13 protein-coding genes are annotated in these 11,913 nt (G+C 69.4%); 2 read left to right on the top strand and 11 right to left on the bottom strand.

The window, feature by feature from the left end; translation table 11 throughout:
* Window positions 1–12 precede the first annotated feature (12 nt).
* The 6 genes from AUL32_RS11915 to AUL32_RS11940 all read right to left on the bottom strand — a co-directional run bounded on the left by AUL32_RS11915 (window position 13) and on the right by AUL32_RS11940 (window position 8,044).
* A complete protein-coding gene (locus tag AUL32_RS11915) occupies window positions 13–3,228 on the bottom strand; it encodes an efflux RND transporter permease subunit (RefSeq protein ID WP_062115173.1) in 3,216 nt (1,071 codons plus the stop codon).
* On the bottom strand, window positions 3,225–4,988 hold the full coding sequence (locus tag AUL32_RS11920; RefSeq protein WP_062115176.1) for an efflux RND transporter periplasmic adaptor subunit: 1,764 nt from the start codon (window positions 4,986–4,988) through the stop codon (window positions 3,225–3,227). Before AUL32_RS11920 ends, AUL32_RS11915 begins: the two co-directional genes overlap by 4 nt.
* Before the next feature lie 226 nt (window positions 4,989–5,214).
* The gene (locus AUL32_RS11925) at window positions 5,215–5,613 is read right to left on the bottom strand and encodes a helix-turn-helix domain-containing protein (RefSeq protein ID WP_061973211.1); all 399 of its coding nucleotides are present in this window, start codon (window positions 5,611–5,613) and stop codon (window positions 5,215–5,217) included.
* Complete coding sequence (locus AUL32_RS11930; RefSeq protein WP_062115179.1) at window positions 5,610–6,215, bottom strand: Smr/MutS family protein; 606 nt, start codon at window positions 6,213–6,215, stop codon at window positions 5,610–5,612. Before AUL32_RS11930 ends, AUL32_RS11925 begins: the two co-directional genes overlap by 4 nt.
* Window positions 6,212–7,306, bottom strand: coding sequence for a murein transglycosylase A (gene mltA / locus AUL32_RS11935; RefSeq protein ID WP_082659607.1), 1,095 nt, complete (start codon window positions 7,304–7,306; stop codon window positions 6,212–6,214). The genes AUL32_RS11930 and mltA overlap by 4 nt, the downstream gene beginning before the upstream one ends.
* Window positions 7,307–7,348: 42 nt before the next feature.
* On the bottom strand, window positions 7,349–8,044 hold the full coding sequence (locus tag AUL32_RS11940) for a Tim44/TimA family putative adaptor protein (RefSeq protein ID WP_062115185.1): 696 nt from the start codon (window positions 8,042–8,044) through the stop codon (window positions 7,349–7,351).
* Between the two features lie 176 nt (window positions 8,045–8,220).
* Here AUL32_RS11940 and AUL32_RS11945 point away from each other — a divergent pair, with 176 nt between their 5' ends.
* Both AUL32_RS11945 and secB read left to right on the top strand, forming a co-directional pair.
* A complete protein-coding gene (locus AUL32_RS11945) occupies window positions 8,221–8,760 on the top strand; it encodes an FxsA family protein (protein ID WP_082659589.1) in 540 nt (179 codons plus the stop codon).
* 135 nt (window positions 8,761–8,895) lie between these two features.
* Entirely contained in the window at window positions 8,896–9,393 is a 498-nt protein-coding gene (secB, locus tag AUL32_RS11950; RefSeq protein WP_061973216.1) for a protein-export chaperone SecB, read from the top strand.
* An 81-nt stretch (window positions 9,394–9,474) separates the two neighbouring features.
* Here secB and AUL32_RS24535 read toward each other — a convergent pair whose 3' ends face one another.
* The 5 genes from AUL32_RS24535 to AUL32_RS11965 form a co-directional block, all read right to left on the bottom strand.
* Window positions 9,475–9,696 carry a GNAT family N-acetyltransferase gene (locus tag AUL32_RS24535; RefSeq protein WP_082659591.1) on the bottom strand — a complete coding sequence of 74 codons (222 nt, stop codon included), beginning with the start codon at window positions 9,694–9,696 and terminating at the stop codon, window positions 9,475–9,477.
* Window positions 9,697–9,744: 48 nt separating this feature from the next.
* Window positions 9,745–9,918 (bottom strand): hypothetical protein, encoded by a 174-nt coding sequence (locus AUL32_RS25235; RefSeq protein ID WP_156421446.1) that lies wholly within the window; start codon window positions 9,916–9,918, stop codon window positions 9,745–9,747.
* Between the two features lie 7 nt (window positions 9,919–9,925).
* Window positions 9,926–10,636 carry a DNA polymerase III subunit epsilon gene (dnaQ, locus tag AUL32_RS11955; protein WP_062115188.1) on the bottom strand — a complete coding sequence of 237 codons (711 nt, stop codon included), beginning with the start codon at window positions 10,634–10,636 and terminating at the stop codon, window positions 9,926–9,928.
* Between the two features lie 75 nt (window positions 10,637–10,711).
* A complete protein-coding gene (coaE, locus tag AUL32_RS11960) occupies window positions 10,712–11,302 on the bottom strand; it encodes a dephospho-CoA kinase (RefSeq protein ID WP_062115191.1) in 591 nt (196 codons plus the stop codon).
* Between the two features lie 7 nt (window positions 11,303–11,309).
* Window positions 11,310–11,798, bottom strand: a complete 489-nt coding sequence (locus AUL32_RS11965) for a nuclear transport factor 2 family protein (RefSeq protein WP_244497838.1) — start codon at window positions 11,796–11,798, stop codon at window positions 11,310–11,312.
* Between the last annotated feature and the right edge of the window lie 115 nt (window positions 11,799–11,913).

The following is an 11,913-nucleotide window of genomic DNA, read 5'->3' on the forward strand; positions in this document are numbered from 1 at the left end:
TCCGGCTTTGGTTCATTCGGCGGGGGCGGCGGCGGGCGTGGCGGCGGGCGCGTCCGGCTTTTCACCGAAATGCCAGGGCAGGCGCTCCTGCGGGTCGCGCCGGTTCTTCGTGCGGTTCTTCTCTCGGCCCCAGAACTTGCCGCCGCGCCCTTCGCCCAGCCGCTCGAACAGGGCGAACAGCGCCGGCACGATGAAGATGCCGATGAAGGTCGCCGCCAGCATGCCGCCGATCGCGGCGATGCCGATGGAGTTGCGCGCCGCCGCGCCAGCGCCGCTCGCCACCACGAGCGGCACGAGGCCGAGGATGAAGGCGAGCGCGGTCATCAGCACGGCGCGGAAGCGCTGGCGCGCGCCCATGATCGCGGCCTCGGTGATCTCCATCCCGTCCAACTCGCGCCGCTCCTTGGCGAATTCCACGATCAGGATGGCGTTCTTGGCGGCAAGGCCGATCAGCATCACCATGCCGATCTGCGAATAGATGTTGGAGGTCTGGCCGAACAGCGCCAGGGCGCCCGCCGCGCCCGCCGCCGCGATGGCGATGGAGAGCATGACGGTGAGCGGCTGAAGCCAGCTTTCGTACTGCGCCACCAGAAAGAGATAGGCGAAGACGAAAGCGAGGCCGAAGGCGACGAAGGTGACCGAACCCGCCTGCCGCTCCTGATAGGACGTGCCGGAGAACTGGTAGCTGTAGCCGGGCGGCAGCGTGTCGCGGGCCACCTCCTCCAGCGCCGTCAGCGCGGCGCCGGAGGAATAGCCCGCCGCCGGCTGGCCGGTGATCTGCGGCGCGGTGAAGAGGTTGAAGCGCGGCACGGAATAGGGGCCGAAGGTCGTGTCGACGGTCACCACCGAGCGCAGCGGCACCATCTCGCCGCTCGCGTTCTTGGCGTAGAGATTGCCGATATCGGCCGTCTTGGCCCGCGCGTCCGCCTCGGCCTGCAGCCGGACCTGGAAGATCTGCCCCTCGTAGATGAACTGGTTCACATAGGTCTCGCCCATCGCACCGCCGACAGCGGCATAGATGTCCGAGACGGACAGGCCCAGCGTCTCGGCCCGGTCGCGATCGATCTTGAGGTAAAGGCGCGGCACGTCGGCCGAGAAAGTGGTGCGCGCGGTTCCGATCTCCGGGCGCTCGTTGGCGGCGGCGACGAAGGCGCTCGCCACCTGCGCCACCTCGCCAGGGTCCTGGCCGCCCTGCGCCAGAAGCTCGAAGGTGAAGCCGCCGACCGAGCCGAGGCCGGGGATCGGCGGCGGCGGAAAGGCGGCGACCTGCACGCCCGGAATGGCGGCGAAGCGCCCGGTCAGTTCGCCGAGAATTTCGAACAGATCGCGCCGCTCGCCCCAAGGGGTGAGCGTCACGATGCCGAGGCCCCCGGAGGCGCGCTGCGAGGACTGGAGCAGCGAATAGCCGGCGTTCAGCACATAGGCCTTCACGCCCTCCGTCTCCTGAAGGATGTCGCCGATCTCCAGCATCGCTTCCGTGGTGCGCTGGAGCGAGGCGCCATCGGGGAGCGACACATCGAAAAGGATGGCGCCCTGGTCCTCGTCCGGCAGCAGCGTCGAGGGCAGGTTGACGAAGGAGATGAAGGCCACGGCAAAGCCGAGCGCCAGGACGCCGAGCGCCAGAAGCACGCGGCGCACGAGAAAGCCGACCGAGCGGGCATAGGCGTTGCGGGTCTTGTCGAGCCCCGCGTTGAACCAGCGCAGCGGCCCCCAAGCGGCGGTGGGCGGGCGCAGCATGGCGGCGGTGAGCGCGGGCGTCAGCGTCAGCGCGACGATGGAGGAAAGCACCATCGACACCGACAGCGCGATGCCGAACTGGCGATAGAGCTGGCCCGACAGGCCGGGCAGGAAGGTCGTGGGCAGGAAGACGGCGAGCAGCACCAGCGTCGTCGAGACGATCGGCCCGGTGATCTCGCGCATGGCGATGCGCGTCGCCTCGACGCGCTCGATCTTGCGCTCCGTCATGACGCGCTGAACGTTTTCCACCACGAGAATGGCGTCGTCCACCACGAGGCCGATGGCCAGGATCAGCGCCAGAAGCGTGATGACGTTGATGGTGAAGCCGATCACGAGCAGCACCGCGAAGGTGCCGACCAGCGAGACGGGAATGGCGAGCGCGGGGATCAGCGTCGAGCGCCAATCCTGAAGGAAGACGAAGACCACGATCACGATGATCGCGGCGGTGATGGCGAGCGTCAGCACGATCTCGTGGATCGTGGCGTCCACGAACTGCGTGGAATCGTAGATGATCTCGTACTGCATCCCTTGCGGGAACGTGCCCTGAAGCCGCTCCAACTCGGCACGGATGGCGGTGACGGTCTGCAGCGCGTTGGCGCCCGGCGCCTGGTTGATCTGGATCGTCTTGCCGGGATTGTCGCGGACATAGGTGTTGACGGCGTAGCTCTCCGAGCCGAGCTCGACGCGCGCCACGTCCTTCAGCCGCACGATGGCGCCCGAAGATTCGGCCCGCACCACGATGTTCTGGAACTGCTCGGCCGTGTTCAGCTGGCCTTGCGAGGTAATGGTGTAGACCAGCGCCTGGCCGTCCGGCGCGGGCGCGCCGCCGATCTGGCCGGTGGAGGCCGGCAGGTTTTCGGCCGCGATCGCCGCCGTGATGTCGGCGGGCGAGATCGAGAGCGCCGCCATGCGGGCGGGGTCGGTCCAGACGCGCATGGAATAGTCGGAATTGCCGATGACGTTGGCGTCGCCAACGCCCTCCACGCGCTGCAGCGCCGACACCACGTCGGACGAAAGGAAGGCGCCGATGTCGATCGTGGACAGCTGGCCGCCTTCGGAGAAGAAGGACACCGCCATCAGGAAGTTCGGCGAGCGCGAGCGCACGGTCACGCCCTGGCGCGTCACCGCCTCGGGCAGCTGGGCGGTGGCGAGCTGGACGCGGTTCGACACGTTGACCTGCGCGATGTCGGGGTCGGTGCCGATGGCGAAGGTGATGGAGAGCGAATAGGTGCCCGAGTCCGTCGAGGTCGAGGACATGTAGGTCATGTTCTCGACGCCGTTGATGGCGCGCTCCAGCGGATCGCCCACGGCCTGGGCGAGAACGGTGGAATCGGCGCCGGGATAGTTGGCCGAGACGCTGACCGTCGGCGGCGTGATCTCGGGATATTGCGAGATCGGCAGGACGAGGATGGCGAGCAGCCCCGCGAGCACCACGACGATGGAGATGACCCCGGCCAGGCGCGGGCGGCGGATGAAGATGTCGGAGATCATCGCGCGGACGAGCCCGAGCCGGAATTCTGGCCGGCGGCCGTGCCGGAGCCACCATCCTGGCTGCCCGCGCCGCCCTGGCCTTCACCGCCCTGCGCCTTGCTCCCCTGCCCCTTACCGCCTTGGTCCTTGCCGCCTTGGCCCTCGCTGCCCTCGCCTTCCGCGCCGCCCTGCGGCCGGTTCTGGCGGCGCGTCTTGGCCTCCGCCTCGGCCTGTTCCTGCGTCACGGGGCGCACGCTCGTGCCCTGTTTGACGCTGGCCGCGCCGCGCAGCACCAACGTTTCGCCACCTTCGAGACCCTTGGTGACGGCGCTCGCATTGTCGATCGTGCGGCCGATCTCGATCGGGCGGCGCTCGACGGTGTTGTCGGGCTTGACCAGAAGCACCGCGCGCCCCTCGCGCGAAAACTGGATCGCCGCCTGCGGCACCACGGGCAGGATCGGCGGATTGCGCTCGCTGGCGGTCAGCGTCACGTTCTGGTTGGCGAGCAGGAAGTCGCCGGTGTTGGGAAAGCGGATGCGCGCTTCTACCGTGCCGGTGGTGGCGTTCACGGTGTTGCCGACGAAGTCGAAGCGGCCGGGCGGCTCGTAGAGCGCGCCGTTGGGCAGGCGCAGCTGCAGGCGATAGGCGCTGGCGAGCCCGTTGTCGGAGGCGTTGGCGGCGGCGTCGACGTTTTCAGCGCCTTGCGGCAGGGGCGGCGCGCCGGCCGCGCCGGTGCCGCTGGCGGAGGCGATCGGCGCGTCGCCGCTGTTCTCGGTGGAGGACGTCATCTCGCTGGAGGCCACCATCTCGCCGCCGCCGGCATCGCCCTGCGCCTCGGCTCCGCCGCCACCGGCCTGCCCGTTCGGCCGGTTCTCGGCCATCGGGGCGTCGTCGGCCTGTTGCGGGCCGACGCGCTGCCAGGTGACGAGCTGGCCCTCGCCGATCGGGAACACGCCCCAGATCGGGTTCATCTGCGTCAGCGTCGCGAGATCCCCCGTGGTGGAGGAGACGTAGTTGCCGCGCGTGATGAGCGGGGCCGACATCTCGCCGTCGATCGCCGCCGTGATACGGGTGTAGGACAGGTCGAGCCGGGCCTGCGTCACCGCCGCATCGGCCTGGAGATACTGCGCCTGCGCGTTTTCGAGGCTCGCGGTCGCGTCCTCCAGCGTCGCCCGCGCGGTGACGCCGGAGCGCACCAGTTCGTTCTGCCGGTCGTAGTTGCGCTGGGCCTGGTTGCGCGTCGCCTCGGCCCCGGAAAGCTGCGCCTCGGCCGCGCGCAGAGCCGCCTCGTATTGCGCGGGCTCGATCTGGAACAGAAGATCGCCCTGCTTCACGCTCTGCCCGCCGGCAAAGGCGACGTCCTGGATATAACCTTCGACGCGGGCGCGCACGCCGACCTTCTCGATCGGCTGGATCGTGCCGATGAATTCGAACGTGTCGCCGACGGGCCGCGTCTCGACCGTCTGGACGATCACGGCGGGCGGCTCGCCGCCCTGGCCGCCCTGCTTGCCGGCCTGCTGCGCGCCGCCTGAATCCTTTTCCTCCTTGCCGAACCAGCCCGCCATGAAGCCGGGCAGGCCGACACGGCCGATCAGCGGCAGGTCGAAGCCGGGGTCCTTCTCGTCGGAACCGGCCTGCGCTTCGCCGCTTTGACCGCCGCCCTGGCCGCCCGCCTGCCCCTGGGCCAGCGCCGGCCCGGCCAGAACCAGCGCACCGAGAAGAAGCGCGGTTCGCAAACGGGCGCGCCGGCCAGCGCGAGGAATGACGCCGTGAGGATCCATGAGTGATGTCCCGCCCAGGTCCGGCACGCGTCATGCGGCGCGGAAAACGATGCAGCGGGCTAACGGAAGATGGACGCGGCGGTTGCATCACGCGTACGGGATGCGGCTTCATGTCTCGTTGCGGCGCAGGCGTTTGAGACGAGGGTGGAGGCTGGTCCGCCAGCCCTCGCCCCGAGGCGAAACACGAGGGCGGAGCCGGCTTGCTCGCAAGCCCCGTTGCGAGGCCTCAGCGCCGCTGGCGCTTGGCCCGGCGCAGCGCCTCGGCGCGGGCGGCGGCTTCTTCGAGCTGGGCGAGCAGTGCCGAAATGTCCTCCGGTGCGAGGATGGCGACCGTCTCGGACAGGCGGTTGGCGAGCGCCGTCGCCTCGGGGCTGAGGCCGCCCGTGTCGACCGAGACCTTAGGATGCGACAGGGCGGCGAGGCGCTGAAGCTCCTCGGCATCGTCCCAGATCACGTTGAGATAGGTGATGACGCGCTGGAGGAAGTCCCAGCTCGGGCGCCCGCGCCGGCCGTGCTCCAGCGCCGAGAGATAGGCGGAGGACACGCGCAGCGCCGCCGCCATCTGGCCCTGGGTCACCCCTCGCTCGCGCCTGAGCTCGCGCAGTTTTTCGCCGAAGGGCGTCATGGCCGGCGCACCCGGACATAGAAGGCGCCCTCGCCGCCATGGCCGCGCTCCGCCGGCTCGTAGCCCGCGACCAGCGAGCGGAACTCGCCGGTCGAGAACCAGTGCGGCATGGCCCGCTTCAACGTGCCGGTGGAGCCGTAGGAGGCACCGCGTCCGGTGATGACAAGAACGTGACGAAACCCGCGCGCCTGCGCTTGGCGCAGGAAGAACAGGAGAACGCCATGCGCCGCCGCCTCGGTCTGCCCGTGCAGGTCGATCCGGTCGTCCAGCGCGATGCGGCCCTTGCCGATCTTGCGCCGCGTCGGGCGCTCGATCGGGTGCAGCGGCGGCAGGCGCGTGGCGGGCGAGGGCGGGTTGCCAACGGGGCTATAGGGCGGCGCGCTCCAGGCGGCGGGAAGACCCGTGTCCTGGCGCGGCGGCGGTGAGAAGCTCGCAGGCGGGAAGCTCGCGGACGGAAAGCTCGGCTGGGGCGGAGCGGGGGCGGGCTCCTCCGGCGGCAGCGCGGGCGCGCTCTTGCCCTTGAGCGGCGTCGCGGTGCGCGCGATCGAGACCCAGAGCCGGGTTTCCTCGGTGGAAAGCGAGCGGGAGCGGCGCTTCTTCATCGCCCCGCCTCCTCGCCCGCCGGGCACAGCACGGTCCAGCGCGCGGGGTGGCGGATCGTGCCGGCCAGAGCCCCGGCGGCCTCGCCCGACCCGGTGAAGAGATCGCCGCGCTCGGGTCCGGTGATGGCCGAGCCGGTGTCCTGCGCCACCACGAGCCGGTGAAAGGGCGCGCCCTCCACCCGGAGCGTCGGCGCGTCCACCAGGATCGGCGTGCCGTAGGGTGTCAGCGCGGCATCCACCGCGAGCGAGGCGAGCGGCGTCAGCGCAACGCCCTGCGCCCCGATCGGCCCGGCCTCGGCTTCCGCGCCCTCGATCTCGCGAAAGAAGATGAAGGAGCGGTTGCGCTGCATCAGCCCCGCCGCGCGCTCGGGATGGGCGGCGAGCCAGCGGCGAATGCCCGCCATGTCGGCGCCCTCCAGCGGCAATTCGCCTTCGTTCACCAGAATGCGGCCGATGGCGGTGAAGCGATGGCCGTTCTTGGCGGCGTAGCCGACGCGCATCGTCTCGCCGTCCGGCAGCCGCAGCCGAGCCGAGCCCTGAACATGGACGAAGAAGGCCTCGACGGGATCGGTGAGGAACACGAGTTCCAGCCCCCGGCCCTCCAGAAACCCGGCCTCAATGGCCGCCCGGTCGGGATAGGGTGAAAGGCGGCCGGTGTCGGCGTCCACCCGCGCAAAACCCTGCGCCTCCTCCAGCCCTTCCGGCAGCGGCGCGTCGGGTGCCAAGCGCAGGAGATCGGCCGGGGCGCGGTAGAGCGGAGCGGAAAAGGCGGCGGAGCGCGTGCGCGAGGCGGGAAGCTCCGGCTCGTAATAGCCGGTGAGAAAACCGCTCGCAGCTCCTTCCCGACGCCAGGGACGGAAGAAGCGCTCGAAAAAGCGCCGCGCCTCCGCCCCGTCCTTTGCCGGTGCGCGCAGCGCGGCCTCCGCGGCCGGGCGCAAGGGCGCGGCGGCGGGGGCCGCGTCCGGCTTCACAAGTGCCGGGGCGGAGCGTGCAAACGCCAGAAAGGCCGGTGTCGGATCGACAACCGGCCATTCGGCAAGAGCGGAGAAGGAAAGCGGTCGCCAGGGCGGCGAAGGGGCGGTCACGGACATGTCGAGGGACATCTCAACGCCGGCCCGCAAGGCCGGCCGGGCTCATTCCTCGGACTCGGTTTCCACCAGCTTCCAGTTCGGATCGCGCGAGCGCGTGTCTCGTGCGAAGGTCCAGACGTCGCGCACCTCGGCCACGGTCTCGGGATCGCCGTCCACCACCTCGCCATTGCTCTTCAGCGTGGCGGAGATGAGCTGCGACACGATGCGCAGCGTGACGAAGGCGTCGCGCCCCTTCAGCTCGGCGGCGACGACGGTGGCGTTGTCGATCCCCACGAAGGAGGACTGCATCCGCTCGCCCCGCGCCTCGCGCTCGATGATCGAGCTCTCGAAGCCCTGGTAGACCTCGGGTGAAAGCAGGTTCTTCAAGAGCTTGCGGTCGCCGTCGGCAAAGCCCGTCACCACCATTTCGTAGGCGGCGCGGGCGCCGTTCAGGAACTGGTCGAGATCGAAGCTCGGATCGGCCTCCTGGATGCGGCGAAGGCCGGCATTGGCGGGCGAGCCCAAGGGCGCGGCCTTGTCGATCGCCTCGAAGCGACCGGGCGCCTCCTCGGCGGGAACCCGGCGCGAGGGCAGCGTCACGACATTGCCCTGCTCGCGCGGCGGGGTCGGATTGTCGTTGGTGCGGGAATAAGGGTCGTAGGGCGGGCGTTCATGGCCCGTGCGACGGCCGAGCACACTGCGGAGCTGATACAGCACCACGGCCGCCACTACGATGAAGAAGATCGTCCCGAAACCCATGAACGCGGATCTGCCCTGCAAGAAGTCTTGATCGAAGCTTCATATAGAGGCACCCGGTCCCGCATTCAAATTCACGAAGACGCGTCCTATGTGATGATCGTTCGTTTCCTGTGCCCGTGGGTCCCATTGCGGAGCCGCACAGGGCGATTTTTCGAAGAAGGAGAGTTTCCACCGCCATGCCGCTGATCCTCGTTCCGGTCATCCTACTGGCCCTGCCGCTTCTGGAGATCGGCGCCTTCATCTGGGTCGGCGGCCATATCGGCATCGGCTGGACCCTTCTCCTGGTGATCCTTTCGGCGGTGGTGGGCGCGAGCCTCCTCAAGCGCCAGACGCTTTCGACCTTGCGCGCCGCCCAGGCCGAGGCGCGGGCCGGCCGTCTGCCCGAGCGCGAGATCGTGCACGGTGCGATGATCGCGCTGGCGGGCATACTGCTCATCATCCCCGGCTTCCTGTCGGACATCGTGGGTCTCGCCCTGTTCCTGCCGCCGGTGCGCGATCTCATCTGGCGCGCGCTGCGCCGGCGCATCGTCGTGGTGGGAACGCCCGGCTTCAACGAGCGCCCGCCGGTGCGCCCCAACGTGGTGGACCTCACGGACGGCGAGTTCGCCCGCCGCGCCGACGGCAGCCCCTGGGTGCGGCTGGAGCGCGACGAGCCCTTCCGCCGCGACGGCAAGGGCGGCGCCGGCGAGGGCGACGGCAAGCCGACGCTGCACTGAGACCGCCAAGGTCTGCGAAAGGGGCGCTCTTGCGCCCCTTCTTGTTTTCGCCCCCGGCGCCGTGGTAGCGCAGCCATGATCCCCGGCGCCGGAGCGAACGGCGTTTCCTTCTCCTGCCAACTCCGCGAGGACCCCATGTCCGAGACCAACCACACGGGCGTCAACGGCGCTTCCGAGGCCGAGGCCCCGAGCCTCAACATCCTGGCCCAGTACATCAAGGACCTGTCCTTCGAGAGCCCGAAGGCGCCCGGCGTCCTGCGCGCCCAGCCCCGCGCGCCCGGCATCAATATTGGCGTCAATGTCGGCGCGGTGCCGGTGCAGGACGGCGATAACGAGTACGACGTCAAGCTCTCTCTGAACGCGCAGGCCGGCGAAGGCGCCGAGACCCTGTTTCACGTGGAACTTCAGTATGGCGGCGTCTTCCGCCTTACGGGCTTCCCGCAGGAGCACATGCTGCCGGTTCTCTTCATCGAGTGCCCGCGCCTCCTCTTCCCCTTCGCGCGCCAGATCATCGCGGACGTCACCCGCAACGCCGGCTTCCCGCCGCTGATGATCGACCCGATCGATTTTGCCGCCCTGTTCACGCAGCGCATGGCCGAAGAGCGCACCCGCGCGCAGGTCCAGACCGTCTGATCCATCGGCTTCGGTCGAAGACACGAGAGGCGCCCCGGCGACGAGCCGGCGGCGCCTTTTTTTTATAGTGGAAGCGTGCGGTCAGCCGAGACTGACGACGAGACGCACCGAGCCGCCGGGTGGGCTCGTTCCCGCCATCTCCAGCGCGAAGCCGAGCGCCTCGTAGAAGCCGACGGCCTCCGGCGCGGACGCGACGGTGACGGATACGACGCCCCATTCCCGCAGGCGCTGCAATGCCGCCGCGATCATGCGCCGGCCATGGCCCTGCCTACGATGGCTCCGCTCGATCGCCACACGCCGGATCGCGGCACGTCCTTATGAAAGACGATCGAGGCGCAGGACGCCGATCGCTCAGCCATCCACGCGATAGAGAAGTGGCGTGTTGGCCTGGTCGCGATCGCCGGGATGGGCGGGGTCGGAGGCTTCCCCGCGCCCGCGCTCCTCGAACAGGGCGGCACGGCGGATGGCGTGGAAGGCATGCCAGTCGGCCTCCGCTTCCAGCGGCCGCAGCGTCGCTTCGCTCAAGGTTGGTTCAGCTTTCCGCGACGGGCGGGAGGTGGCTGTTCCACAGGGCGCCGTCGCCGAGCCCGGCAATGAAGCGGCGATGGGCTTCGTCCTCGGCAGGCGATAGGCGGGAGGGCAGGGGCACGGGGCGCTGGGCGGCGCGGTGGACGAGCTCGACGCCACGGTCGCTCAACCCGTCATTGTCCATGTCGAGCCGCAGCGCCGACTGGCGGCCGCCGATCAGCTCGATATAGACCTGTGCCAGAAGCTCGGAGTCGACGAGAGCGCCGTGCTTGTCGCGCTTCGACGTGTCGATCGAAAAGCGCGAGCAGAGCGCGTCCAGCGTCGCCGGTGCCATCGGAAACTTGCGCCGCGCCATGGGCAGTGTGTCGATCACGAGGCCGGGCGGAATGGCGGGGCGGCCGAGCCGCGCCAGCTCGGCATTGAGAAAGCGGACGTCGAAGGCGGCGTTGTGGGCGATCAGCGCGGCATCGTCGAAAAAGGCGGCGAACTCCTCGACGATCTCGCCGAAGACCGGTTTGTCCTTCAGGAAGTCGTCGGAAATGCCGTGGATGTCGAAGGCGGCGGGATCGACCTTGCGCCCGTCCGGGCGGATGAAACAGTGATACTCGCGGCCCGTGGGAATGTGATTCCACAGCTCGATGCCGCCGATTTCGATCACCCGGTCCTGCTCGAAGTCGAGGCCGGTGGTTTCCGTGTCGAAGACGATCTCGCGCATTGGGGTCCCGCTCCTGTCCTGTCACTTGGCCTGTCCCCCGTCATGTCGCCCCAACCGCGCGGGGGCGCAAGGGGATCAGCGCGCTTGCGCCACGAGCTGGTGCCAGATCGCCTCGACCCGGCGCCGGGTCTCCTCCAGCGGCCCGCCCGTTTCCACCACGAAATCGGACCGCCGGCGCTTCTCGGCGTCTGGCATCTGCTTGGCGAGGATCGCCTCGAAGCGCTCCGGCGTCATGCCCGCTCTAGCCAGCACGCGGGCGCGCTGCGTCTCGGGCGGGGCGCTGACCACGAGCGTGCGGTCCACCCGAGCTTCGCCGCCCGTTTCGAACAGGAGCGGGATGTCGAGCACCGCCAGCTTGGCGCCCGAAGCGCGGGCCTCGGCCAGGAACCGCGCCTCCTCCTCCCGCACCAGCGGATGGACGATGCGCTCCAGGTCCTTGAGCGCCGCCGCATCGTTCAAGACGGCGGCCGACAGAGCCGCGCGGTCCACCACGCCGCCCGGCGCCGTGCCGGGAAAGCGCGCCTCCACCAGGGGGGCGGCACGCCCGGCGTAAAGGCGGTGGACGCTTTCGTCGGCGGAATGGACGGGGCAGCCGAGCGCGGCGAACATCGCCGCTGCGGTGCTCTTGCCCATGCCGATCGAGCCGGTGAGGCCGAGCGTGATCAAGCCGGGCTCAATCGTTGACGGCGAGCGCGATGCGCCAGCCCTTGCCCGCCTCGTCTCGCACCAGGGCGTAGCGGCAGCGGAACTCCAGCGCCGCGTCGCCGTCGTCGCGCTCCTGGCGCCAGTCGAGCACGGCGAAGGCAGCGCCGTCGTCGCCCGCCGCCTCGATGATCTCGAAACGGGACTGGACGATCTCCTCGCGCTCGAACACGGCGAGCAGCGCCTCGACATTCTCGGCCAGTTCCTCCTCGTCGTCGAAGACATTGCCCCGACCGGACTGCCAGATCGTCACCGGAAACTGGAAGCAGGCGATGATGGAATCTACGTCGAAATCGTCGAAGCCGGCGGCATAGGCCTCGAACAGGCTTTCGATCGCGGCCTCGGCTTCCGAAACCTCGGTCTCGAAGCCTTTCGGGATCTCGGCCACGAAACTCTTCGGGACCTCGGGCGTGACGTCGCTTGCGCCGTTTCCGGCAAAGGCGGATCTGCGGTCGTCCATGGTCTGGACCCTCCCCAACGCGCTTGAACGTGTCAGCATCGTCCCGAAAGATGGACGCAGGCTTTCCAAAGCGTCGCGAGCGATGGAAAATCGGCGTCCGGCCTTTCGGGCCAGA

This window comes from Aureimonas sp. AU40 (assembly GCF_001463785.1).
Classification (GTDB): Bacteria; Pseudomonadota; Alphaproteobacteria; order Rhizobiales; family Rhizobiaceae; genus Aureimonas.